This is a genomic window from Streptomyces sp. NEAU-W12, assembly GCF_026242095.1.
GTDB lineage: Bacteria > Actinomycetota > Actinomycetes > Streptomycetales > Streptomycetaceae > Streptomyces.
The window spans coordinates 34251-58522 of record NZ_JAPJDM010000029.1 but is presented as its reverse complement, the minus strand read 5'-3'; the positions used below and the strand labels follow the sequence as shown (position 1 = coordinate 58522).

Here is a 24272-nt window from a genome sequence, read left to right as displayed (position 1 = left end):
GATGTCGCAGATGCCCCAGCAGGCCGCCCTGTCGAAGTGCCCGAGCTGTGAGGAACCCCTCGAGTCGGGTGACCGTTTCTGCGGTGCGTGCGGATACGACCTGTCGGCCGTCCCGGCACCGCCGACGGATCATCCGACGATCGCCATGAGCCCAGGGAACCCCGGGGCCCCCTGGGCCCCCGGGAACGGCTCGGTGCCGTCGCCGGGTCCGGCGGAGCGCGGGGTGCCCCGGCCTCCGGCCGCGCCCCCGGCGGCCCGGTCGGCGCCGGTACCGCCGCCGGCCGGGCCGGACTGGCCCACCGTCTGCCCGGACAGTTCCGGCGTGTCCGCCCCGACGCACCGGCCCGCGGACCTGGCGGGCACCGACTCGAGCGGCCTGCCGCTGACCGGCGGCCCCCGTCCTCACCCTCACCCTCACCCCCATCCCCACCCCCAGCGCTCCGCACCCGTGCCTCCGCCCCCACCCGAGCCCCCGACACCCCCGGCGCCCCCGGCGCCCCCGGCGCCCCCCGCCGGGTCTCCCCGCCCCTCCGGCGTGCGCTTCGACCGCCCGGCCCAGCCGGTCGCCGAGCCTGCGGCCGGGCCCGAGGAGTACCCGCTCCAGGCCCCGGACCCGCGCGTGGCCGCCGAGCTGGAAGGCGAGCAGGGTTCGACAGTGCCCCGCGGGGGCGTGTGCGTGGCCTGTCGTGCGGGCAGGGTGGACGACGACGGCTACTGCGAGAACTGCGGCCACGCCCAGCCACGCGAACGGGACCACATGGAACAGGAATGCGGCCCGCTGGCCGCGGTCAGCGACCGCGGTCTGCGCCACCACCGCAACGAGGACGCCTTCGGCATCGGCACCACCACGCTGCCCGACGGCTCCCCCGCCTCCGTCGCGATCGTCTGCGACGGCGTCTCCTCCGCGACCCGGCCCGACGACGCCTCGCTGGCCGCGTCCCGGGCGGCGAGCGAGGCGCTGCTCGCGGCCCTGCCGCGCGGCACGCACCCGCAGCAGGCGATGCACGAGGCGATCATCGCCGCGTCGGAGGCGGTCAACGCGCTGGCCGACGAGCCCGAGACGGAGCGGGAGCGCGCCCCTCACCAGAACGCCCCGGCCTGTACCTTCGTCGGCGCCGTGGTGACGGACGGTCTGCTGGTCGTCGGCTGGGTCGGCGACAGCCGCGTCTACTGGGTCCCGGTGGACCGCGCCGCGCCCCCTGCCCGGCTCACCGAGGACGACTCGTGGGCCGCGCAGATGGTCGCCGCGGGCCTGATGGGCGAGGCCGAGGCGTACGCGGACCAGCGCGCCCACGCGATCACCGGCTGGCTCGGCGCCGACGCGTACGAACTCGATCCGCACACCGCCTCGTTCAAACCGGACCGGCCCGGAGTGGTCGTGGTCTGCACGGACGGGCTGTGGAACTACGCGGAGTCGGCCGAGGAGATGGCCAGGGCCGTCCCCGCCGACGCGGCCGGCCGCCCGCTGCACGGCGCGCGGGTCCTGGTCGGTCACGCCCTCGACGGCGGGGGCCACGACAACGTAACAGTGGCACTCGTCCCGTTCCCGGCCGTGCCGCAGGGGGCAGGATCGGCCTGAGGCCGCGTACGGCAGGCCCTTGACGGGGAAGTACAGGGAAACCGCGGGAGAGCTGCGGACCGGCACAGGCGAACCGGAGGGGACCGGTCCGCCTTCTGTCTTCTGTCGTCGCCCCGTTCGTCGGGGCTCTCCAGGGGGAGAGAAACAGGCATGGCCAATTTCGCGAAGTCGAACGTGCCGCGGTTCTCGGTGGACGTCTACCAGAACGAGTACCTGCCGGAGGGCGGCCGCGAGGTCAACGCCATCGTCACGGTGACCGCGACCGGCGGCGGCACCGTCGGCAGCGCGGTGGCGGCCCCCCACCTCCACACGCCCGGGGAGGGGCCGTCGGCGGCCGTGGTGCTCATGGTCGACTGCTCCGGCTCGATGGACTGTCCGCCGGCCAAGATGCGCAACGCCCGCGACGCCACGGCCGCCGCGATCGACGCCCTGCGCGACGGCGTGCACTTCGCGGTGGTCGGCGGGACGCACGGGGCGAAGGAGGTCTATCCCGGCGCCGGGCGGCTCGCGGTGGCCGACGCCGCCACCCGCGAGCAGGCCAAGCGGGCGCTGCGCACGCTGAGCGCGGGCGGGGGCACCGCCATCGGCACCTGGCTGAAGCTGGCCGACCGGCTGCTCGCGTCGGCGGACGTGGCGATCCGGCACGGCATCCTGCTCACCGACGGGCGCAACGAGCACGAGTCGCCCGAGGACCTGAAGGCGGCCCTCCAGGGGTGCGCCGGACGCTTCACCTGCGACGCCCGCGGCGTGGGCACCGACTGGGAAGTGAAAGAAGTCACAGCGATCGCTTCCGGCCTCCTCGGCAGCGCCGACATCGTCGCCGACCCGGCCGGACTCTCCGACGACTTCACGCGGATGATGGAGACGGCGATGGGCAAGGAGGTCGCGGACGTCGTCCTGCGCCTGTGGACCCCGCTGGGCGCGACGGTGAAGTTCGTCAGGCAGGTCGCGCCGACGGTCGAGGACGTGACCGGGCGACGTACCGGGGCCGGCCCTCGCGCGGGCGACTACCCGCTGGGTTCCTGGGGCGACGAGTCCCGTGACTACCACGTCTGCGTGGAGGTCCCGGCCGCCGACGTGGGGCGGGAGATGCTCGCCGCCCGGCTCTCGCTCGTCGTCCCGCGGCCCTCCGGCGCCTCGGCCGGCAGCGGCGCGGACGGTGTCCACGAGCTCGGCGCGCAGGGTCTCGTACGCGCCGTGTGGACGGACGACGTGGCCGCCTCGACGTCGATCAACCCCCAGGTCGCCCACTACACCGGGCAGGCCGAACTGGCGCACGTCATCCAACAGGGGCTCGACCTGCGCAAGGCGGGCGATTTCGACGGAGCAACGTCCAAACTGGGCCGGGCCGTTCAGCTCGCGGGTGTCTCCGGCAACGCCGATACTGCGAAACTGCTTGCGAAGGTGGTGGACGTCGTCGACGCCGCGACCGGTACTGTGCGACTGAAAGCGAGGGTCGAGGAGGCCGACGAGATGACACTCGAAACCCGGTCCACCAAGACTGTTCGTGTAAAGAAGTGAAACTGAACTGAACGAGCCTGGCCCATGGGCCGGAGAACTTCGGTCGGAAGCGACCGGACAAGGAGAGGGGGAAGCGCCGACATGCCGACCTGCCCGAACGGACACCAGTCGGGTTCCGAGGACTGGTGCGAGGTGTGCGGCCACCGCATGGCGGGGTCCGTGCCGCCGCCCCCTCCTCCGCCGCCGCCCGGCGGTGGCTACGGGTTCCCTCCCCCCGGCGGTCAGGGTGGTCCCGGCGGCCAGGGCCGCTACGGGGGCCCTGGAGGCCCCGGAGGACCGAACGGTCCCGGTGGCGGAGCCGAGCTGTGCCCGCAGTGCCGCACGCCCCGTGAGGGCGCCGCGCCGTTCTGCGAGGAGTGCCGGTGGAACTTCCTGACGAACACGGCGACCTCGTACACCCCTGCCGCCCCGCGCCCCGCCGGGCCCGGCCCCGGTGGACCCGGCCCGGGCGGACCCGGCCCCGGTGGCCAGGGTGGTCACGGAGGGTACCAGCAGCCGCCCCCGCCCCGGCCGTCGTACGGCGGTGGCAACGGCGGTGACTCCTACGACTACCAGGGCTCCCGTCCGTCCCAGGTGAACCGGCCGGCCGAGCCGATCCCGCAGGGCCCGTCCGGCTTCGGTGGTGATCCCTCACGTCCGGTACCGCCACCGCCCGGCCCGGGCGGATACGGAGGCCCCGGTGGACCCGGAGGCCCCGGTGGACCCGGTGGACCCGGTGGACCCGGTGGACCGAACGGCCCCGGTGGCCCCGGTCCGCACGACGGACCGAGCGGTCCGGGTGGCCAGGGCGGATATGGAGGCCCGAACGGTCCTGGTGGCCCCGGTGGCCCGAACGGTCCCGGTGGTCCGCAGGCGTACCGGTCCGGTCCGCCTGCCCCGCCCGGGTTCCCGCAGGAGACCGGTCGGCCGCCGCAGCAGGGCGGTCCCGCCTTCGGCGGGGACGACGACTGGGTCATCTCCCCGCCGTCCGGCGGCCCCGGCGGCGGCCAGGGCGGTCCGAACGGCCCCGGCCGGCACGGGCAGGACCGGCACGGCGGCTACGGCTACCCGCAACCCGGCGCGACCCAGGCACCGCCCGGCGGCCCCGACCAGCACGGGCAGGACCGGCACGGGCAGGACCGGCACGGGCAGGACCGGCACGGCGGCTACGGCTACCCGCAACCCGGTGCGACCCAGGCACCGCCCGGCGGCCCCGACCAGCACGGGCAGGACCGGCACGGCGGCTACGGCTACCCGCAGCCCGGTGCGACCCAGGCACCGCCCGGCGGCCCCGGCGGCTTCCCGCAGCAGCCCCGGGGCCCGGTGACCTGGACCGCGACGATCGGTCCGGACCGTGACTACTTCATGGCGATGATGCATCGCTCCGGCCCCGAGGCCACGGGTCTGAACCTGCCCGCGTACTCGCCCGAGCAGCAGCGCACCCTCACCGGGAACCAGCTCACGATCGGCCGTCGGCGCCACTCCACCGGTGACACCCCCGACATCGACCTGTCGACGCCGCCGGAGGACCCGGGCGTCTCGCACCAGCACGCGGTGCTGGTGCAGCAGCCGGACGGCAACTGGGCGGTCGTGGACCAGAACTCGACGAACGGCACGACGGTCAACGGCGGGGAGGAACCGATCCAGCCGTTCGTCCCGGTCCCGCTCCAGGACGGCGACCGCGTCCACGTGGGCGCCTGGACGACCATCACCATCCGCCGCGGCTGAGCGCACGGCACGTACGCGCGTATCAGGAGGGCAGCACCCAGCGGTGCGGCCCTCCTGGGTCGTCCAGCCACGCCCAGCAGTGCTCCTCGCCGACCGTGAGGCCGTAGCGTTCACGCGGCGGCCTCCCCTCCTGCCGCCACACCTCGTACGCCTCCCGGGCCCCGACGCTGCCCGCGGTCAGGGCCAGCAGGAACCGGAACCGGTCGTGCTCCCTGGCCCGGCGCGGCACGCCGGCCAGCTCTCTCGCGTCGGCCGGCACCCCCTGCGACCGGTTCGCGCCGCGCAGCGGTACGAAGTAGGCGGGCGTGTGCAGGAACCGGCCCTCGGCGTGTGTCGGGCCGTGCACGGTGAGGGCGACCAGGCCGGTGGCGAACGGGGCGAGGACGCGGGCGCCGGGCCGGCACTGGGCGAGCCAGGCCCCGGGCACGGACGGCAGCGTGCAGGTCACGATGATCCGGTCGTAGGGGGCGCGGGCGGGCACCCCGCGGGCGCCGTCGCCGGTGACGACCACCGGGTGGTGGCCGGCGGTGTCCAGGTGGCGGCGGGCCGACTCGGTGATCTCCGGGTCGAGGTCGACGGTGGTGACCAGGTCGTCGTCCCCGAGCCGGTGCGCGAGCAGGGCGGCGTTGTAGCCGCTGCCGGTGCCGATCTCCAGGACCCGGTCGCCGTCGCGGACGCCCAGTTCGACGAGCATCACCGCCATGAGGGACGGCTGGCTGCTGGAGGAGAGCAGCTCACCGTCGCGCATCCGGGTGGCCAGCGGGACGTCCTCGTACGCGCCGCGCAGCCAGGTCTCGCGCGCCCGGGGGTCGCTGCTCTCGCCCCACCGCCGCTCGTAGCCGCCGACGGCGCCCACGTAGTAGGAGGGCACGAACAGATGGCGCGGGACGGCCGCGAACGCCTCCCGCCACACCGGGTCGGCGTCGAACGCCCCGCTCGCGTCGATCTCACGCACCAGCGCCGCCCGCGCCGCACCGGCGAGGTCGTCGGGGTCCTGCTGAGCAGTGTGCCCACCCATGCCTCCACAGTACGAGCACCGGGCCGGGGGCGGGGCCCGGTGCCGGCCCGGGACCAAAGGGCCGGAAGGCGGGACCTAGGCCTTGAGGCCTATGCCGCCCCGTCTGAGACGATGGGGGGGTGACAGAGATTCGGCGCGGCACGCTTCAGGAGCAGACGTTCTACGAGCAGGTCGGCGGGGAGGAGACCTTCCGCCGGCTCGTCCACCGTTTCTACGAGGGCGTGGCCGAGGACCCGTTGCTGCGTCCCATGTACCCGGAGGAGGACCTCGGCCCGGCCGAGGAGCGGTTCACGCTGTTCCTGATCCAGTACTGGGGCGGTCCGACCACGTACAGCCAGAACCGGGGGCATCCGCGGCTGCGGATGCGGCACGTGCCGTTCAAGGTCGACCGGGCCGCGCACGACGCCTGGCTGAAGCACATGCGCGTCGCCCTCGACGAGCTCGGCCTGTCCGAGGAACATGACGAGACGCTGTGGAAGTACCTGACGTACGCGGCGGCCTCGATGATCAACACCCCGGGCTGAGCCACCCTCCGGACCGGACTCCTCCGGGGTTCAACGCTCCGGGGCTCCACGCTCCGGGGTTCCACGCCTCGGGATTCAACCGCTCGGAGGTTCAGCGCACGCTGAGCCCCAGCCCCCCGCCCGTACCCGCCCGCCGCAGGGCGATGGACCCGTACGGCGTCCGCAGCCGGAGCCAGGGCCCCGAGACGAGCAGCAGCACCGGCTCACCGGAACCGCCGGCCGTACCGGCGGGCGGGCCCGCTGCCGCTGGCGCCCGCAGGAATCCCAGCGACTGGGCCGCGTGCACGGCCCGCACCGGGAGGTCGGTCCGGGCGACCGTACGGGACCAGATCTCCCGCCCGATCCGGTCGAGTTCGGTCCGGGTACGCGACTGGGGCGCCAGCTCTCCCGTCCGCGTCTTGAACTCGGCGACCGCGGCGGCGACGAGCGCTCGCAGGGCCTCCGGTGCGGGCAGCCCCGGTTCGGCCGCCTGCCAGCCCTTGCGCGGGGGCAGCACCCCGGCCCACGGCGGCCCGGTCACCGCGCCCGGCACGGCGGCGGTGGCAGCGGCCTCGTCCACCGATTCCAGCAGTTCACCGGCGGACACGGTCACGTCCAGGGTGGCCTCCGGACCGTCCTCGTACGGCTTGGCCAGCCGTACCGCGCGGACGGCCAGCACCTCGAAGGAGGGCGGCCGGCCGAACACCGCGAGGGCGGTGCCCGACGCCTGGAGGCGCACCGCGGCCCCACGGTCGTAGTGGAGCAGCCGGGAAAGGAAGGCCACGAGGTCCGCCGCCTCCCTCCCGTCGGCGAGGTGGAGCACCGTCATGCCGCGACGGCCTCCTCCTGATCGGCGTCGTCGGCGGCCTCACTCCTGCCGCCGCCGCCGTCGTCGTCCGTGTACTCCTGGAGGAACTCCCGCTCCTCGCGGGTGATGCGGCGCGGACGCTGCGCCTCGAAGTCGAACGGCACGATCACCGTGGACGCGCGGACGTAGACCTGGTCGCCGTCCTTCACCTCGTAGGTGAGGGTGAAGGACGCGGCCCGTACCTCCGTGACCCACAGCTCGATGTCCACGGGCGCGTGCCGGTGGACGAGCTGCCGCTTGTAGTCGATCTCGTGGCGCGCCACCACGGACCCCTGCTGGAAGTCCTTGTCCGGGCGGAACAGGAAGTCGATACGGGCCTCCTCCAGATACCGGAGGAAGACCACGTTGTTGACGTGGCCGTACGCGTCCATGTCCGCCCAGCGCAGCGGGCAGCGGTAGATGTGCCGCAAGAGATCAGCCCCGGGTCAGCTTCTTGTAGGTGGCGCGGTGCGGGCGCGCGGCGTCCGGTCCGAGCCGCTCGATCTTGTTCTTCTCGTACGACTCGAAGTTGCCCTCGAACCAGAACCACTTGGACTCGCCCTCGTAGGCGAGGATGTGGGTGGCGACGCGGTCCAGGAACCACCGGTCGTGGGAGATGACCACGGCGCACCCGGGGAACTCCAGCAGCGCGTTCTCCAGACTGCTGAGGGTCTCGACGTCGAGGTCGTTGGTGGGCTCGTCGAGGAGCAGCAGGTTGCCGCCCTGCTTGAGGGTGAGCGCGAGGTTCAGCCGGTTGCGCTCACCGCCGGAGAGGACACCGGCGGGCTTCTGCTGGTCCGGTCCCTTGAAGCCGAAGGCGGAGACGTACGCCCGCGAGGGCATCTCGACCTGGCCGACGTTGATGTAGTCGAGTTCGTCCGACACGACCGCCCACAGCGTCTTCTTGGGGTCGATGTTGGCGCGGGTCTGGTCCACGTAGGAGATCTTGACGGTGTCGCCGACCTTGACCGACCCGGAGTCGGGCTCCTCGAGGCCCTGGATCATCTTGAACAGCGTGGTCTTGCCCGCGCCGTTCGGACCGATGACACCGACGATCCCGTTGCGCGGCAGCGTGAAGGAGAGGTCGTCGATGAGGACCTTCTCGCCGAAGCCCTTGCTGAGGTTGTTCACCTCGACGACGATGCTGCCCAGCCGCGGACCCGGCGGGATCTGGATCTCCTCGAAGTCCAGCTTCCGCATCTTGTCGGCCTCGGCGGCCATCTCCTCGTACCGGGCGAGACGGGCCTTGGACTTGGCCTGGCGTCCCTTGGCGTTGGAGCGGACCCACTCGAGCTCGTCCTTGAGGCGCTTCTGCCGCTTCACGTCCTTGGCGCCCTCGACCTTGAGGCGGGCGGCCTTGGTCTCGAGGTACTTGGAGTAGTTGCCCTCGTAGCCGTGCAGGCGGCCGCGGTCGACCTCGCAGATCCACCCGGCGACGTTGTCCAGGAAGTACCGGTCGTGGGTGACGGCGACGACGGTTCCCTCGTACTTGGCGAGGTGCTGCTCGAGCCAGTTCACCGACTCGGCGTCGAGGTGGTTGGTGGGCTCGTCGAGGAGCAGCAGGTCGGGCGCCTCGAGCAGCAGCTTGCAGAGCGCGACGCGGCGCTTCTCACCACCGGAGAGGTTGGCGACGGGCCAGTCGCCGGGCGGGCAGCCCAGGGCGTCCATGGCCTGCTCGAGCTGGGCGTCGAGGTCCCAGGCGTTGGCGTGGTCGAGCTGCTCCTGCAGCTTGCCCATCTCGTCCATGAGCGCGTCGGTGTACTCGGTCGCCATCTGCTCGGCGATCTCGTTGAACCGGTCGAGCTTGCCCTTGACCTCGGCCACACCCTCCTGGACGTTCTCCAGGACGGTCTTGTCCTCGGTCAGCGGGGGCTCCTGGAGCAGGATGCCCACGGTGTAACCGGGGGTGAGGAAGGCATCGCCGTTGGACGGCTGCTCCAGCCCCGCCATGATCTTCAGAACGGTCGACTTACCGGCACCGTTCGGACCGACGACACCGATCTTCGCCCCGGGGTAGAAGCTCAGGGTGACATCGTCGAGGATCACCTTGTCGCCGTGCGCTTTGCGCGCCTTGCGCATGGTGTAAATGAACTCAGCCAAGAGAAACCGTCCGGCAGCTTGAAACTGGCAGTGGGCAGATACACCCCATCTTGCCGCACCGCCACCCTGGAACGAAACGCGTTCGGTCCGGGGGTTGTGACCTGGGGGTTCACGGATGCCACCGGCAGACACCCGTCTCCGACCGGCGGACGCGTCGATCGCGTGCGTCAGCCGTCCTCGCTCGGCGTCCTGTCCGGCGTCCGCGAACTCGCGTGGACCGGTGACCGGGCGGCTCGGTCACGCCCGGTCCCCTCCGGGCCGCCGCACTGGAACATCACCGGGTGGAGCCGGCCCGACAGCACGAACGCCTGACCGCGGGTGAGCGTGATGCCCACCGTTTCACCCTCCTGTACGTCCCGGTCCGGCCGGCGGTTTTCGCCGGTGCCGGTCAGTTGCCGCGTCCCGCCTCGCGCTGGCGGGTGACGACCAGGGCCGTTCCGCCGAGGACGACCAGGGTGATGGCGGTGCCGACGATCCAGGGGGCCGCGCCGGTGGCGCCGGTGTCGGCGAGGTTGACGTCGCCGGAACCGACCACCACGGGGGTGGGGGTGGGGCCGCTGAGGGTGTGGACGTCGACGCCGGTCTCGGCGGCCTTGGTCCGGCAGTCGAGCATGCCGGTGAACCGCTTCTCGAAGCCGTCCGCCCCCCGGACCGTGAAGTCGTACGTCCGGTCCTCGGCCACCGGGACCGTCACCGTGCGGGTGGCGCCCGGCTCCACGGTGTACTCGCGCTCGGCGAGTTCGAAGGTGAAGGGCTCGTCGTCCTGGTTGGTGGTGATGATGTCGACGCCGCCCTCGGCGCAGTTCTTCCGGGCGGACATCGCCGGTATCGCGCCCTGCTCCGCCCAGGTCGCGCTCGCCGTCGCGGAGACCGTCGAGATGCTGGAGCCGGCCAGGATCTGCGTCTGGCTGCGGCTCTCGGAGGCGAACGCCCGGCCGACCGGCACCGTGGTCGAGGCCTGCGCGGTCAGCTGGACCGTGTCCGCCGGCGCGTCCTCGGGTATCTCGAAGAAGACCTCGGTGCCGTCCACCGCGGTGGTGACCGGCAGACCGTCCGCGTCCAGGATCCGGACCCCGCTCGTGGTGGCGTCCGCCGGCGGCGACACCGTCACGCTGCCCGCGTCCGTACGTACCGTCACCGGGCCCAGCAGCTCGCCGGGGCGTCCGGAGACGGCCGGCGGATCCAGGGCCAGCGACGCCTTCGGCTCCGGCCGGTTGCGCGCGTTCTTCTCCAGGTAGTCCGCGAGCTGCTCCGCCTGCGGGTCGACGGCGTCCACGTCCACGTCGTCGGAGTGGCGCCAGATCGCCACCTGCGTGCCGGCCGCCGCGTCCTGCTCGGTCAGCTCGCCCCGGACGCCCGCCCGGTCGGCGAGCGCCGCGAGGTCGTTCACCTGGGGGTAGGAGTTCCGCAGGATCCAGTGGATCCTGCCGGCGTCCTCGTTGGCGCCCAGCGAGGTGCCGCTCCAGGCGGTCTCGTGGTACTCGGCGTCCGTCTGCGTGGGGGTGTGGATGTCGACGCAGTACGTCTGGAGCATGCCGCCGCCCTCGACGGACATCTCGAACAGCCCCGCCGACACCTGCTGGTTCCCGGCGGCGCTGCGGATCACGGCCGCGCCGTACGTCTTCAGGCCGTCCACGGTCGCGGACGCTCCGCCCTCACCGCGCGTCGTCCCGTCGTCTGCGGCCGCCGCCCCGGCGCCGGCCAGTACGCCGGCGGCGACGAACCCGGACACCAGCGTCCCGGCGGCGAGACGTCTCACCGGACCGGACCCGCGTGCGGACAACGCCGAGAACCCAGAGGACGCAGCAAACACCGATTTCCCTTCCGAGCGGCACCCGTTGACGTGGGGAACGGGTCCCACCAGCAGAATCACCGGCCCCGAGAACCCCGGGAGCCATGCCCGGCATCCTAAGTACGCGGCGAACCGCGCCTGCCGGTGATCAGGCCGGAGGCCTGATCCGACGTGGAATCGTTATCGCCGAGGCGCAGACGAGCAGGGCTTGTCGACAAATCAACTCGGGATCGTTCGGCACGGATGGGACGATAGGCCGCACTTCGGCCGGCTCCGCTGCCGAGGGCCGCACCGGTGACATCACGTCACCATGGCTGTTTCCAGAGCCTGCTGGGCGGCGGTGGCGGGCCCGGGCTCCTCGGACACACCTGCCGCTTCCGCCCGTTCGACTGCCTCGGCTGCTGCCCCCTCACCCGCCTCGTCCGGCGGCCTGGTCTCCCACGTGGGCTCCGGCCGCTCCGGGGAGGCCTGTTGCCGGTCCGGGCGGCCCGTGCGGCGGAAGGCGGCCGTGCCCCGGGTCAGGTCGTGGCCGATCGCCACCGCGTCGATGTCCGCCGAGGTACGGCCCTGCTGCCCCTCGCGTGTCTCCGTACGCACCTTCAGCCGTCCCTGCACGATCACGGGTTCGCCCACCGACAGCGAGGCCGTGGTGTTGGTGGCGAGCTGGCGGTTGGCCCACACCGTGAAGAAGTTGGTGTGTCCGTCCGCCCACACGGCCTTGTCCCGGTTCCAGTACCGCGACGTGACCGCCATCCGGAACCTCGCCACCGGTCCGGACGCCGTCTCCCGGAAGACCGGCTGCGTCGCCACGTTGCCCACCGCGCAGATCATCGTCTCGTTCATCGCGCCTGCCTCTCCCGCCCGGACACCGCCGCCGGCCGCCGTGCGGATACGCGTACGGGACCGTCCCGTACGGCTGCGCATCAGACTGCCGCCGTCGGACCGGACCCGCTGAAGCCTGTGGACCACCGCCGGACTGTGGACAACTCCGCCATCCGTACGAGTGGCCCCGCAGGCCCTTCAGGCCCTTCAGGAGTGCCCCCCTCGTACGTCTCGGTTCACCCCACGCCCGCCCCCGCCACCCGTCCGTACTCCTCCCGTACCTCCCGGTACCGCAGCAGTTCCGAGGCCACCGGGTCCAGGACCCGGGCTCGGCCGCACCCCGCGGCAGCCTCCCGCAGCCGTCTCTCCGCCTCCAGCCCGTGCCGCCGGGCCGGCCCGCGGGCCGCCATCCGGCAGCTCCACTCGACGATCGGGCCCCCGACGATGCCGATCACCATCAGCAGCACCGGAACCCCCAGGTTCGGCGACATGAACCCGATGATCTGGCCCACCAGCCAGAGTCCGCCGAGGAACTGGAGGACCGTCATGGACGCCTGGGCGAGCACGGCCGCCGGCCACCACCCGGGCCGCGGTGGCCGTCCCGGCGGCAGCGCGGCCCGCACGGCGAGGGCGTCCAGTGCCTCCGGCAGCCCCTGGGAGCCCCGGGCGGCCGCCTCGCGCACCGCCAGGGCCCACGGCTCGGGCAACCCGTCCGAGGCCCGGTCGGAGACCGTGCGCACCGCCTGCTCCACCCGCTGCCTGGCGGCGGTCTCCTCGTCGGGCTGCGTCCGCTGCGGGAGCTTTCCGGCGGGCGGCCCGCCCCGGCCCTCGTACCAGCGCCACAGCCGCAGCCACGGGGTGCCGCACGCGCGGTTGGCGTTGCGCAGCCATGCGCGTTCGGCCGCCTCGCCGGCCGCGGTGGCGCCCACGGCGTCCGCGAGCCGGTCCGTGAACTCCTCCCTCGCCTCCTCGCTGAGCCCGGCCCAGCGGCGGTTGGCGTAGACGGGCCACAGCCGGGCCGCGGCGATGTCCACGTCTGCCGCGATACGGCGGCCGGCCGCCCCCCGCTCGGCCACGAACTGGCCGAGTACTTCGCGGAGTTCACCGACCCCGTCGCCGGTGAGCGCGGACAGCGCGAGGACCGTCGTACCGGGTTCGCCGTACTCGCCCAGGGCGATGCCGTCCTCGTCGAGCAGGCGCCGCAGATCGTCCAGGACCTGTTCGGCGGCCTCCCCGGGCAGCCGGTCGATCTGGTTGAGGACGACGAACATGACCTCCGCGTGGGCCGCCATGGGCCGCAGATAGCGCTCGTGCAGCATCGCGTCGGCGTACTTCTCCGGATCGACGACCCAGATGACGGCGTCGACCAGGGCCAGCACCCGGTCGACCTGTTCGCGGTGCTGCACGGCCGCCGAGTCGTGGTCCGGCAGGTCGACGAGGATGAGTCCGCGCAACTGCTCGTCCGCGTCCGCCGTCGCCTGCAGCGGGCGCCGGCGCAACCTGGGCGGAATGCCGAGCCGTTCGATGAGACCCGCGGCACCGTCGCTCCAACTGCACGCGATGGGCGCGGCGGTGGTCGGCCGTCGCACGCCGGTCTCCGAAATGGCGACTCCGGCGAGCGTGTTGAACAGCTGCGACTTGCCGCTGCCGGTCGCGCCCGCGATGGCGACGACGGTGTGCTGCCCGGAGAGCCTGCGCCGCGCGGCGGCCTCGTCGAGGACCCGGCCCGCCCCGGCCAGCGTCCGGCTGTCCAGCCGGGCCCGGGAGAGCCCCACCAGTTCACGCAACGCCTCCAGCCGGGACGCCAGGGGCGCGTCGTACACCAGAGGGGTCACCTTCTGCGGCGCGGGCGCGCGGGCCTCCGGGGGGGCGTGCGGTTCGGCTCCGAACCCGAAACCGGCCCCGCCCTCCGTCCCGGTGCCCGCCCCGGTTCGGGCCCGGGTCCGCGCCCCGGTCCCGGCCGTCCCGCTCACCCGGCGCGCGATCAGCCCGTCGGCCCACGAGGCCTGCGCGGCCGGTCCCGCCCCGGGCTCCCCGTCGTCGCCCTCGTCCTCCTCGTACGCGTCGTCCCCGTAGACGTCGTCCCCGTACCTGTCGTCCCCGTACGGGCGTTGCTCGCACCTGCTCCGCTTCTGCTCCCGCCCGTCCTCCCCGCGCCCCTCCTCGGAACGACCGGGCCCCTCGGGCCCTTCGGAGTCCTCGGACTTCCCGGAGCCCTCGGGCCTACCGGAACTCTCGGGCCGCTCACACCTCTCCGGCCCCTCCGGTCGCTCGGAGGACCGGGAACGCTCTGGGTGCTCGGTGTGGTCCTGGTCAGTGACGGAGGTCACCGGTCACCTCTCCTTCTGCAGTACGGACAACGCGGCGATGAGTTCGGCCTGGGGCTCCGGATGGACCTCGAGCGCGTCGAGCGGCGCGAGCCGGCGTTCGCGTTCGGTGTGCATGATCCGGTCCACGTGCTCGATGAGCAGCCGCCCGCCCCGGTCACGCAGCCGCACCGCTCCGTGCGCGCCGATCCGCTGGGCGAGCTTCTCGCCCGCGGTCCGCGCCCGGCGCCCGCTCAGCAGCGCCGTGGCGACCAGGGCGGCGACCGTCTCGGGATCGGCGGCGGCGCCGCGGTCGAGCTCGCGGACCTCTTCCTCGGCGTACTCCTCCAGCTCGCGCCGCCATCGCCGTACGGCCAGCCCGATCCGGTGCTCGGCACTCTCCATCGCACCGTCGCGGTCGATGATCTCCGGAGCCTTCGCAGCCGGTTCGCGACGCCAGGCGGTGTCGACCCGCTCGTCGGCGGCGGCGACGGCGCAGAGCAGCAGGGCGCCCAGACCCTCCACGAGGGTGTCGAGGAGCTCCCTGGGCGTGCAGTCGAGCGGGAAGGCACGCCACCGCTTGAGCGCGTCACCGGCGAGCACGGTTCCGGCCTGCAGCCGGCCGCGCAGGCGTGCGTGCTCCTTGTCGTACGCCCTCTCGACAGCGGAGGTGAGGCGCAGCGCGGCGGCGTGCTGCGCTGCGGCGGCACCGGCGAGTTCCGGCATGCGGGAGTTGAGGGAGTCGAGGACGCCGTGGGCGGTGCGCGCCATGACGTGCGCGCGGGCGGCGGGGTCCTGCGCCTGGTGGACGAGCCAGGTCCGCAGCGACGCCACCGCGGAGGCCGGCAGAAGCCCGCCGCCCCAGGCCGACTCGGGCAGTTCGGGCACGGTGAAGCGCGGTACGTGGCCGAGCCCGGCCTTGGTGAGGAGGGCCCCGTACTGCCGGGACACCTCGGAGACGACCTGGTGGGGCACCCGGTCCAGGACGGTGACCAGGCTGACGTCGTACTCCTTGGCGGCGCGCAGCATGTGCCAGGGCACGGCGTCGGCGTAGCGGGCGGCGGTGGTGACCATGACCCAGATGTCCGCGGCGCAGATGAGCTCGGCGGCGAGAACACGGTTGTCGGCGACGAGGGAGTCGATGTCGGGGGCGTCGAGCAGGGCGAGGCCGGGCGGGACGGTGTCGGCGGTCTCGATGCGCAGGACGCGTGCGGGGTTCTCGCCCGGGAGCAGCAGTTCGTCGGTCTCCCGCCGGGGCCCCCACACGCGCGTGAGGTCGGGCAGCACGCGCATGCCGCTGAACCAGTGGTGGTCCTCGGGGTGGCAGACGAGCACCGGTGTCCGTGTGGTCGGCCGCAGCACGCCCGCCTCGCTGACACGCCGTCCCACGAGCGAGTTCACCAGGGTGGACTTGCCGGCCCCGGTGGAGCCCCCCACCACGGCGAGCAGCGGCGACCGGGGCTCCCTCAGGCGGGGCACCAGATAGTCGTCGAGCTGCGCGAGCAGTTCGTCGCGGTTGGCACGCGCGCGTGAGGCCCCCGCCACAGGAAGCGGGAAGCGCGCGGCGGCGACACGGTCGCGCAGGGCGGAAAGTGCGTCGAGCAGCTGAGGCCGTACGTCCAAGGTCACCACATGTGAAGAATGCCCAATTTCATGGGAATTCTGAAGCATATGACCCTGTCTGCGCGCCGATCGAGCACAAGCGGACGGAAGGGACGACCGGGGCGCGCGCACGGCCGAGGCATAACGAGTGCACAACACCCGGTGCGCGAGAGGCCAAAAGCGGTGCACGATTCGTACCTGCCTGCGATTATCGGGACCGCTTCACCGAACCTCCACATCGAGCCACGGAGGAGAGGCGACAGGGGCAAGGAGGCGGGAGCCCTATCCTTGTCCCGGCACGTCAGGGACCGGGGCCACCCGGACCCCACGACAGAGGCCACCAACACCCGGCCCCCGTAGCTCAGTGGATAGAGCAGGCGCCTTCTAAGCGCTTGGCCGCAGGTTCGAGTCCTGCCGGGGGCGCTCATCCTCCACCCTCCCCCGGGGAGGGCCTCTTCGCCGGCCAGGGGCGGTTCGGCGGGTCCGGCGGAGCGGATGCGCGGGAACCGCACCGAGAAGGACAGGACGCAGCGCATCGAGATCGCCGGCCGAGTCGGCCGACGGCCGCGCGGGGATCGGCGGGCCGGCTCCCAAGCTCCTCGCCCCGTGCGGTCGCCCGTCGCGCATGGCACGTTGGACACAGCACCAAGGCGCGAGGAGAGGGCGACGTCATGAGAGCTCGGCCCGGCGATCGGCTCGTCGTCGGAAGCACGACGACCGACGGTCCCAGGCGCGACGGCGAGGTCACCGGGCCGCCGTCGGGGGCGGCCTGCCCCGTGGCGGCGGTTCGCGCCGTGTGCCCGGTCGCCGTCACCCCTCGTCGGGTCCGAGTCCCACCGTGCGGGCCCCGCGCGGGAGACGCGGATGAAGTGGCTGGTCCCGCTGGTCGGCGCCGGCCTCGTCATGATCACCCTGCGGGACCTCTTCCACACGCTCTGGCACCCCACCCGCCACGGTGGTCTGAGCCGCCTCGTGATGACGGTGCTCTGGCGACTCGCCCGGCGTTTCCGGGCACCCGGGCGTGTGGTCGGGCTTGTCGGACCGCTCTCCATGGTCACGGTGGTGGGCATGTGGGCCCTCACCGTCGTCCTCGGCTGGGCGATCGTCTACTGGCCCCACATGCCCGGGGCGTTCACCTTCTCCCCCGGCTCCGACGCGGCGCGGGAGCCGGCGCTGCTCGACTCCGTGTACCTGTCGCTCGTCACGGTGACCACCCTGGGGCTGGGTGACATCGCGCCCGGCGAAGGCTGGCTCCGTCTGGTCTCACCGCTCGAAGCCCTCATCGGTTTCGCCCTGCTGACGGCCACCGTCTCCTGGGTGCTGGAGATCTATCCGGCGCTGACCCGCAGGAGGGTCCTGGCCGTCCGGCCGGCTCTGCTGCGCGACGCGGATCCGCCGACGCGGCAGATCGACTGCACCGCGGGAGCGCTGCTGCTGAACAGCCTGGCCACCGACGTCGCACGCGTCCGCGTCGACTTCACCCAGTACGCCGAGGCGTACTACTTCCACGACGGGGAGGACCACTCGTCGCTGGCGGCCACGATCGGCTACGCCGCCGTGCTCGCCCGGCGCGGGCAGGCGGCCCGACGGCCGGAGGTGCGACTGGCGGGTGCTCTGCTCGCCGGTGCGCTGAAGGACCTCGCCGCCCTCCTCGACCAGCGTTTCCTCCACACGGGCGGCCCGCCGACGGCCGTGTTCGCCGCATACGCCGCCGACCACGGCCGGGACGACGCCCGGCCCTGAGCGGGCAAGGACAGCCTTCCGAGAAGCGAGGGTCCGTCCCACCGGGCGGGCGGACCCGTCGCGCCTCGGCACCGCCGGCATCGTGGACCCGCCCGTGGCGTCGCGCGAGGGCCCGTCACCGCACGGCGGGACGTCGTCGGCCGCCCCGCCGTGCGGTGACGCGGCCGCCTGCCTCCCGGCATGCGCAGGGGCGGAGAGCGGCCGACACTGGTCATGACGGGGACGAGACCGGCCGGGGCGGGCCAGACTCCGCACGCTCCTCCCGCGCCGGCGGCGACACCGGAAGGACACACCCATGACGACTGCCCAGGAGATCATGCACACCGGTGCCACCTGCGTGCAGGAGAGCGAAACACTCCAGGACGCGGCGCGCAGGATGAAGGAACTGGACGTCGGAGCCCTGCCGATCTGCGGGCCGGACGACCGGCTGCACGGGATCATCACGGACCGCGACATCGTGGTGAAGTGTCTCGCCAGGGGCAAGGACCCCCGGACCATGACCGCCGGCCAGCTGGAGCAGGGCAAGCCGGTCACGGTCGATGCGGAAGCCGATGCCGACCAGGTCCTGCGCACCATGGAGGAGCACAGGATCCGCCGGCTGCCGGTGATCGACGACCATCGCCTCGTCGGCATGATCAGTGAGGCGGACCTCGCACGCCACCTGCCCGTGGAGCAGGTGGGCCACTTCGTCGAGGCGGTCTGCGCGGCTTCCTGACCGGCCTGTCGCCTCCCTGCTGCACCTCCGCGGGGTCCGAGTCCCGGCGGGGCGCCGTCACCACAAGGGCCAAGAGGTCCGAAGGCCGACCGCTCGACGTGCCGGCCACGGTCCATGGGCCTTTCGGCCGGTGGCGGTCCGCGGAGGGGCGGTCGGGGACGGGGACCGGAGGGACTGCTTCGCGCCCACACCGAAGACCCCACGGAGCACCGGCACGACGGGTGCCCGCCCGTTTCCGGACACGGAACGGCGGACGGCCCGGGGCAGGGTGCTCCCGCGCTTGACCATGCCGCCGAACGGGTTCGTGGCAGGGCCGGGGCGTGCGACGGACTGGACGGCGGGGTTCTCGCACCGCCCTTCCGGCGGCGCCGGCGCGGGAAGCGGTGGGCCGGTCCCGGCGTGGACGTCCTCGACGTCGAACCGCTGCCCGCCGGCCACCCGGTGCGCACCGCTCCGCGCCTGCCGACCGCCCCGCACCCCGGCTGCCTCTCCCGCGCCGACTACGCCACGTACTGCGGTCGGGCGGCCGAGAACATCCGTGCCCTCCTCGACGGCGCGCCGGTCCGGCGCCTGCCCTGAAAGCCGGTGGCCGCGGACCGGGGCCGGAGGAAAACACCCTCACCCGGGGTGATCCGTGGCTGACCCCGTGACCCGTCGTGCGTCTCCGCGTTGAACGGGGAGCACGGCCGCGCCCCCTGCGGCCGTACTCATCGAGTCAGAAGGAGAACGTGATGTCGCGCATCGCGAAGGCTGCCTGCGTCGCACTCGGCACGGGTGCCGTGGCCCTGAGCGGGGCCGGTACGGCTCTGGCGGACGCGGGCGCCCAGGGCGCCGCAACCCACTCCCCGGGAGTCCTGTCGGGCAACCTGGTCCAGGTCCCGGTCCACGTGCCGGTCAACGTGTGCGGGAACACCGTCAACGTCGTCGGCGCGCTGAACCCGGCGTTCGGCAACACGTGTGTGAACGAGGACGGCCAGGGCCACGAGCGCCACGAGAACCGCAGGAGCGCGTACGGGAACTGATCCCCCCTCACGCGTCATCAGCAGTGACGCCCGGAGCCCCGGCGCATCGAGCGCCGGGGCTCCCGCCATTCCTGACACCCTCCCTGAAACCCCGGCCCTCGGACTCAGCGGGGGATGAACGGCGGTTGTCGCCTTGCGGGCCACGCACACCTTATCGCCAGGATCGCCCACAAATGAGTCATTACGGGGAAAACGCGTGATTACCGGTAATCATGGACTGGTTCGCCGTCACCTCCCTTGCTCCGGAGCCGTCCATGCGCACTGCCCTCCCCACCGCCCAGGGTTCCCTGAACACACAGCGCCAAAGGTCCGCTTCTCCGCCGCCGGAGCGGGTGGAGGAGCGGAGTCTGGTTTTCGAGGGCTTCGCATACGGGTGCCGGATCGTCCATCAGGGCGCTCCGCGAACGGCACCGCTGCTGCTGCTCGGCGGTTCGTCCCAGGACCGGTACTCCTGGCAGGCGCACGAGAAATGGCTGGCACCGTTGTGCACAGTGATCACCGTGGATCTTCCCGGATACGGCAGTGCGGACTTCCTGCCCTCCCGCTACGGGATCGACTTCCTCGCCGCCGCGGTCCAGCACATGCTGGTGGAGACCGGGATGCCGCCGGTGAATCTCTTCGGCGGCTGCTTCGGCGAGGTCGTCGGCCTCCGCTTCGCGCAGCTGCATCCCGGCTCCGTCCGCCGCATCGTCTTCTGCGGCGCCGCGATGCGTCTCCCCGACATCTACACCGACGCGGTACCGCGCCTGTCACAGGCGCTGGAAAGGGGGGAGATCGAAGCGGCGGCCGGCGGCCTGGTGGAGCTGTTCATGTCGAACCCGGGCGCCGGTCAGGTCCGCAGGCACGCGGCCGTCGCACGCCTCTTGCATCACCAGTTCATGAACCAGACTCCGGACGAGCTGAAGAAGGCGGTCGAGCACAACACGAGACTGGTGACGCACGGCTGTTACGAGCCCCTGCCCGTCCCCGATGTGCCGACCCTGGTGTTCACGGGCGAGTACGACACCCTGTGCACCCCGCAGATGGGCCGCGAGCTCGCTGCGACGATTCCGGCCGCGCGGTTCACGACGGTCAAGGAGGCGGATCATCTGGTCACCGTCGAACGCAGGCAGGAGTCGTCGGACCTGATCGGCCGCTTCTGCACCGACCTCCCCATCGACGACCTGCCGTACTGCGCGCCCGTGGAATCACCGGGCGCCGGCCTCGCCTGCGCGACGGCACACCGGTGACGGACATGACGAGTGGCCGGAACCCGGTACCGGGTTCCGGACCCGGGGGAGGCACCTCCGGCGGGCCCGCACCCGGGACCGGGGGCCCGCCCACTCTCCGCCGTGCGGATGGTCCGAGGAGGGGGATGCCGACGTGAGGAATGCCGGAAAACCGCACTCGGCCCTCGAAGACGTCAGGACTTCTCGGCCGGGAGGACGACGCTGTTGGTACAGGAGACCTCGGCACCCTCGCCGGAGCAGGTCTGCTCCGACTTGTTGACGAAGTGGATCTTCCCGTACTGGTCGGTCGTGATCTCCTGCTCGCTCACCTGCACGCAGCGAATGGTGCCCTTTTCGTCCTTGACGCAGTTGTCCGGGTCCTCGGCAGCGAAGGCCTGGACGGCACCGGCACCGATCAGCGCGAGGCCTCCGAGGGCCCCCACTGCCGCTGCGATCTTGTTCGACTTCACCATCTACCTTTTTCCTTGACGCTCAACCCGCCGCGACTGAGCGGCGGAGCCGGTCCGGACACCCGGACCGGTCGATGTGCCGGGCGGGCCCGGGGCCCGAACGCGCGGTTCGAGCCCCGGGACCCACCTGGATCACCTGGTGGTGATCAGCCGCCGATGGCGAAGCTGGAGGTGCAGGACACCGCGTTGGTCTCGGTGTTCTCCGCGTTGCCGAGGCCCAGGATGCCGACGGCGAGGTTGATGTCGTCGATGTTGATGAGGCCCTGCTTCGAGTTGTCCTGGATGCAGGTCGTGGCCTGCGAGTTGCTGATCTCGACCTCCGGGCCGTCGTTGGCGTGACCGACACCGGCGCCGAGGAAGCCGGCACTGCCGAGCATCGCCATGACGACCGCAGCCTTCTGGTACTTGCGCATTACTTCTCCTTCTGATCTGACACGGTCCGTGATGGTCCGGTCACTCGCAGTCGCTAATGTAGGCGATGATTACGGCAATTGGTAGACGAAACGCCGTGTCGCGCCTTTTTCTGAGACAAAGCACCATCACACCCGGGCGACGGAGGCCTCAGGCCCCCCTGCCACCGAGGACGGAGCCGTTCACGCAGGAGATGTCGGCACCCGAACCGGAGCAGGTCTGCTTCTGTTCGTTGGCGAAGCGGACCTTCCCCTGCGTACCGGCCGGGAGTCGGTACTCCCTCGCCTGCTCGCAGCGAATGGTGCCCTTGCCGTCCTTGACGCAACGGCCGGAGCCCTCGACGCCGACGGCCTGGACGGCACCGGCGCCGATCAGGGCCACGCCGCCCAGGACCCCCGCCACCGCTGCGATCTTCTTCGACTTGGACATCTGCCTTTTCCTTGACGTTCACCCCGCCGCGACCCGGCGGCGGAGCCGGCCCGAATCCCCGGGCCGACCGACGTGCCGGGCGGGCCCGGGGCTCGAACGCGCGGCTCGAGCCCCGGGACCCACCTGGATCACCTGACGGTGATCAGCCGCCGAAGGTGAAGCTGGAGGCGCAGGCCACCGCGTTGGTCTCGGTGTTCTCCGCGTTGCCGAGGCCCAGGATGGCGCCGACGCCGGCGTTGACGTCGTCGATGTTGACGAGACCCTGGACGGAGTTGTCCTGGGCGCAGTTCGTGACCTGCTCGTTGCTGAGCTTGAACGAGGGGTCGTCCCCGGCGTGGCTGACGCCGGCGCCGAGGAAGGCAACACTGCCGAGCATCGCCATGACGACTGCGGTCTTCTGGTACTTGCGCATCACTTCTCCGATTTCACGAATCGACACAACCCGTGTTGGGTCGGTCACTGACAGTGGATAACGTAAGTGATGTTTGCGGCTTTGGACAGCCAAAACACCCATCTGCGTAATTTTCTTGCGAAAATGCAGGTCACGGGCTCGCCACAGGCATACCGGACGGCCCATTCAGTGGGTGTCCGCCCGGCTCGGTCACCCTCAGGTGGCCCCGGGACGAGCACCGTGACGACGAGCACCGTGACCGAGGCGGGGTCCTCGCGTCGAGCGGGGCGTGCGGCCGCGCGTCACGCTGCCGCGCTCACCGGATCAGCAGGGGAGAACGTGATCTCCCGCCTCACGAAGGTCGGCGCTGCCGCTCTCGGTACGGGGACCGCGGCGCTCGGCGGGACCGGTACGGCCGCGGCGGACGCCGGCGCCGACGCGGCCTCCTCGCCAGGTGGCGTGTCCGGCGACGTGGTCCAGGTTCCGGTGCACGTGCCGGTCCACGCGTGCGGCCGCACCGTCAACGTCATCGGCGCGCTGAACCCGGCGTCCGGCACCACGTGCGGGAACGGCGGCCGCGCCGGCTGACGTCCGTCGCGGCGACCCGCGAGCCCTGGCACCCCGGGCGCCGGGGCTCTCCCCGTGTACCGGTGACCGCCCCTCAGGCGTACCGGTAGATCCGGCCGACATCCTCCAGCTCGTCCGGTGTCACGTCCCACGGCGGCAGCTTCTCGTGCCGTGCCACGACCCGGCCGTGCTGCTCGTCGCCCTGGCCCGGCGGCGCGGCGGGGAGGTAGCGGGCTCCGCCGTGCCGGCGCTGCCAGCGGTACCACTGCAGATCGACGAAGGCGTGGTGCAGCCAGAAGGCGGGGTCGTTGACGGAGGCGGCACCGAGCATGGCCCCGCCGACCCAGCGGTGCACCCGGTTGTGGTTGTGCCAGGAGGCACTGCCCCGGCCGGTGCTCCAGCCCTCCAGCCTGTTGCGGAATCCCCGCGTGACCGTCGAGTCCCAGGGCCGCACGTCGTAGACGGGGTCCTTCAGCGCCTGCTCCAGGTCGTTCGTGGTGGGCAGGGCGATCGGGTCGTGCCGGCGGCCGAGGTCCCGGGTCAGGAACGCCCCTTCGGTCACGCCCACCTCGATGGTCCAGTTGCCCTCCCCGTACGCGAACGGCCCCGTCATCACCCGCTGGTCCGAGCGGCGCCCGTTGCCGCCGAGGAGGTCCGCCGTCCACGGTGCGGACGTGGTCGTGCGGTCACGGGTCCAGTCCCAGTACGGAAGGGTCACCGCCGGGTCCACCCGGCGCAGGGCGTCCTCCAGGTCGAGCAGGAACCGGCGGTGCCAGGGCAGGAACGAGGGCGCCATATGGGCGGTGCGCAGCCCGCGTTCGCCGTCCGAGGAGTAGTACGCGAGGTGCATCCGCACGAACTCGTCGTACTCGCCCCGCCGTTTGACCTCCAGCAGCGCCTTGACGAACCGCCGCCTCTCGGCCGCCGTGAGCGTGCCTGCGTCCTTACGCACGTAGGCCATGCCGGTCCTCCCCGTGCGCGTGTCCCCCGCCCGTCGGTGCCGACGCCGCATCACGCAGCCGCTCGCCGGGGCCGAGCGCGTCGACGGCGGCGCGGGCGGCCTCGAGCGGGGTCCGGTAGGAGCAGTAGTGGTCGACCGTGCTGAGCCAGCCGCCGTCGGCGCGGCGCATCAGGTGCAGGGGGCGGCCGTCCACCGTGACGCGCCACCGGCCGTCCTCGGCCGCGGTGCGTCCCGGCGCCCACACCCCCCGGATGCGACGGCCGCGATGGGTCCGCTCGAAGGCGGTGCCGTCCGGCGCGTCCGTTGCCGCGGATCCGGGGCGCGGAGACCGGAAGGCGGCAAGCACCGGAGCCAGGGCGCCGGCGAGGACGCCGGCCCGCAGACCGCGCGCCACGTCCCGCCGTGTTCTGCCTCCCGGCCCGGGCAGCGCCGGGCCCGGCGCTGCGTCCTCGGCACCCATGGGTGCCGAACCAATGGCGACGACCATGATCCACTCCTTGTCCGAACGGTTGTCGTCGCTCTAACCGCCGGACCTGCCATGTGGTCACCGCCGTGCGG

At 72.5% G+C, this 24272-nt stretch carries 23 protein-coding genes, 1 tRNA gene and 1 pseudogene; 11 read left to right on the top strand and 14 right to left on the bottom strand.

The window, feature by feature from the left end:
- Position 1 precedes the first annotated feature (1 nt).
- The 3 genes from ORI94_RS29785 to ORI94_RS29775 all read left to right on the top strand — a co-directional run bounded on the left by ORI94_RS29785 (position 2) and on the right by ORI94_RS29775 (position 4807).
- A complete protein-coding gene (locus ORI94_RS29785) occupies positions 2 to 1579 on the top strand; it encodes a PP2C family serine/threonine-protein phosphatase (protein ID WP_266081449.1) in 1578 nt (525 codons plus the stop codon).
- A 150-nt stretch (positions 1580 to 1729) separates the two neighbouring features.
- On the top strand, positions 1730 to 3100 hold the full coding sequence (locus ORI94_RS29780) for a vWA domain-containing protein (RefSeq protein ID WP_266081447.1): 1371 nt from the start codon (positions 1730 to 1732) through the stop codon (positions 3098 to 3100).
- An 81-nt stretch (positions 3101 to 3181) separates the two neighbouring features.
- A complete protein-coding gene (locus tag ORI94_RS29775) occupies positions 3182 to 4807 on the top strand; it encodes an FHA domain-containing protein (protein WP_266081445.1) in 1626 nt (541 codons plus the stop codon).
- A 22-nt stretch (positions 4808 to 4829) separates the two neighbouring features.
- On the opposite strand, the gene ORI94_RS29770 is transcribed toward ORI94_RS29775, so the two are convergent.
- Positions 4830 to 5825, bottom strand: coding sequence for a methyltransferase domain-containing protein (locus ORI94_RS29770; protein ID WP_266081443.1), 996 nt, complete (start codon positions 5823 to 5825; stop codon positions 4830 to 4832).
- Positions 5826 to 5944: 119 nt separating this feature from the next.
- Here ORI94_RS29770 and ORI94_RS29765 point away from each other — a divergent pair, with 119 nt between their 5' ends.
- A complete protein-coding gene (locus ORI94_RS29765; RefSeq protein ID WP_266081441.1) occupies positions 5945 to 6349 on the top strand; it encodes a globin in 405 nt (134 codons plus the stop codon).
- 91 nt (positions 6350 to 6440) lie between these two features.
- On the opposite strand, the gene ORI94_RS29760 is transcribed toward ORI94_RS29765, so the two are convergent.
- The 7 genes from ORI94_RS29760 to ORI94_RS29730 form a co-directional block, all read right to left on the bottom strand.
- On the bottom strand, positions 6441 to 7157 hold the full coding sequence (locus tag ORI94_RS29760; protein WP_266081438.1) for a hypothetical protein: 717 nt from the start codon (positions 7155 to 7157) through the stop codon (positions 6441 to 6443).
- On the bottom strand, positions 7154 to 7606 hold the full coding sequence (locus ORI94_RS29755) for an acyl-CoA thioesterase (RefSeq protein ID WP_266081436.1): 453 nt from the start codon (positions 7604 to 7606) through the stop codon (positions 7154 to 7156). Before ORI94_RS29755 ends, ORI94_RS29760 begins: the two co-directional genes overlap by 4 nt.
- Before the next feature lie 4 nt (positions 7607 to 7610).
- Positions 7611 to 9275 (bottom strand): energy-dependent translational throttle protein EttA, encoded by a 1665-nt coding sequence (gene ettA, locus ORI94_RS29750; protein WP_042175483.1) that lies wholly within the window; start codon positions 9273 to 9275, stop codon positions 7611 to 7613.
- 388 nt (positions 9276 to 9663) lie between these two features.
- Positions 9664 to 11034, bottom strand: a complete 1371-nt coding sequence (locus ORI94_RS29745) for a Cys-Gln thioester bond-forming surface protein (RefSeq protein WP_266081433.1) — start codon at positions 11032 to 11034, stop codon at positions 9664 to 9666.
- Between the two features lie 333 nt (positions 11035 to 11367).
- Positions 11368 to 11910, bottom strand: coding sequence for a single-stranded DNA-binding protein (locus ORI94_RS29740; RefSeq protein WP_266081512.1), 543 nt, complete (start codon positions 11908 to 11910; stop codon positions 11368 to 11370).
- A 215-nt stretch (positions 11911 to 12125) separates the two neighbouring features.
- Positions 12126 to 14219, bottom strand: coding sequence for a YfjP family GTPase (locus tag ORI94_RS29735; protein WP_266081431.1), 2094 nt, complete (start codon positions 14217 to 14219; stop codon positions 12126 to 12128).
- Positions 14220 to 14222: 3 nt separating this feature from the next.
- Positions 14223 to 15827, bottom strand: a complete 1605-nt coding sequence (locus tag ORI94_RS29730; RefSeq protein ID WP_266081429.1) for a dynamin family protein — start codon at positions 15825 to 15827, stop codon at positions 14223 to 14225.
- 320 nt (positions 15828 to 16147) lie between these two features.
- Here ORI94_RS29730 and ORI94_RS29725 point away from each other — a divergent pair.
- The 6 genes and pseudogenes from ORI94_RS29725 (at position 16148) to ORI94_RS29700 (ending at position 20506) form a co-directional block, all read left to right on the top strand.
- Positions 16148 to 16220 (top strand) — tRNA-Arg (locus ORI94_RS29725).
- A gap of 441 nt (positions 16221 to 16661) precedes the next feature.
- Positions 16662 to 17540 carry a potassium channel family protein gene (locus tag ORI94_RS29720; protein WP_266081426.1) on the top strand — a complete coding sequence of 293 codons (879 nt, stop codon included), beginning with the start codon at positions 16662 to 16664 and terminating at the stop codon, positions 17538 to 17540.
- 295 nt (positions 17541 to 17835) lie between these two features.
- Positions 17836 to 18255, top strand: a complete 420-nt coding sequence (locus ORI94_RS29715) for a CBS domain-containing protein (protein ID WP_266081425.1) — start codon at positions 17836 to 17838, stop codon at positions 18253 to 18255.
- Between the two features lie 381 nt (positions 18256 to 18636).
- Positions 18637 to 18834: pseudogene (locus ORI94_RS29710) on the top strand (D-2-hydroxyacid dehydrogenase family protein); the annotation flags it as partial.
- A gap of 152 nt (positions 18835 to 18986) precedes the next feature.
- Positions 18987 to 19277 carry a chaplin gene (locus ORI94_RS29705; protein ID WP_266081423.1) on the top strand — a complete coding sequence of 97 codons (291 nt, stop codon included), beginning with the start codon at positions 18987 to 18989 and terminating at the stop codon, positions 19275 to 19277.
- Between the two features lie 254 nt (positions 19278 to 19531).
- The gene (locus ORI94_RS29700; RefSeq protein ID WP_266081421.1) at positions 19532 to 20506 is read left to right on the top strand and encodes an alpha/beta fold hydrolase; all 975 of its coding nucleotides are present in this window, start codon (positions 19532 to 19534) and stop codon (positions 20504 to 20506) included.
- 173 nt (positions 20507 to 20679) lie between these two features.
- On the opposite strand, the gene ORI94_RS29695 is transcribed toward ORI94_RS29700, so the two are convergent.
- The 4 genes from ORI94_RS29695 to ORI94_RS29680 form a co-directional block, all read right to left on the bottom strand.
- A complete protein-coding gene (locus ORI94_RS29695) occupies positions 20680 to 20958 on the bottom strand; it encodes a hypothetical protein (protein ID WP_266081419.1) in 279 nt (92 codons plus the stop codon).
- A gap of 143 nt (positions 20959 to 21101) precedes the next feature.
- Complete coding sequence (locus ORI94_RS29690; protein WP_266081417.1) at positions 21102 to 21368, bottom strand: hypothetical protein; 267 nt, start codon at positions 21366 to 21368, stop codon at positions 21102 to 21104.
- A gap of 148 nt (positions 21369 to 21516) precedes the next feature.
- Entirely contained in the window at positions 21517 to 21795 is a 279-nt protein-coding gene (locus ORI94_RS29685) for a hypothetical protein (RefSeq protein ID WP_266081415.1), read from the bottom strand.
- Between the two features lie 142 nt (positions 21796 to 21937).
- Positions 21938 to 22207 (bottom strand): hypothetical protein, encoded by a 270-nt coding sequence (locus ORI94_RS29680; protein ID WP_266081413.1) that lies wholly within the window; start codon positions 22205 to 22207, stop codon positions 21938 to 21940.
- Between the two features lie 321 nt (positions 22208 to 22528).
- Here ORI94_RS29680 and ORI94_RS29675 point away from each other — a divergent pair, with 321 nt between their 5' ends.
- Entirely contained in the window at positions 22529 to 22774 is a 246-nt protein-coding gene (locus tag ORI94_RS29675; protein ID WP_266081510.1) for a chaplin family protein, read from the top strand.
- Positions 22775 to 22847: 73 nt separating this feature from the next.
- On the opposite strand, the gene ORI94_RS29670 is transcribed toward ORI94_RS29675, so the two are convergent.
- Both ORI94_RS29670 and ORI94_RS29665 read right to left on the bottom strand, forming a co-directional pair.
- Positions 22848 to 23714: a tyrosinase family protein gene (locus tag ORI94_RS29670; protein WP_266081411.1), complete on the bottom strand. Its 867-nt coding sequence runs from the start codon at positions 23712 to 23714 to the stop codon at positions 22848 to 22850.
- The gene (locus ORI94_RS29665; protein ID WP_416237925.1) at positions 23698 to 24201 is read right to left on the bottom strand and encodes a tyrosinase family oxidase copper chaperone; all 504 of its coding nucleotides are present in this window, start codon (positions 24199 to 24201) and stop codon (positions 23698 to 23700) included. The genes ORI94_RS29670 and ORI94_RS29665 overlap by 17 nt, the downstream gene beginning before the upstream one ends.
- Between the last annotated feature and the right edge of the window lie 71 nt (positions 24202 to 24272).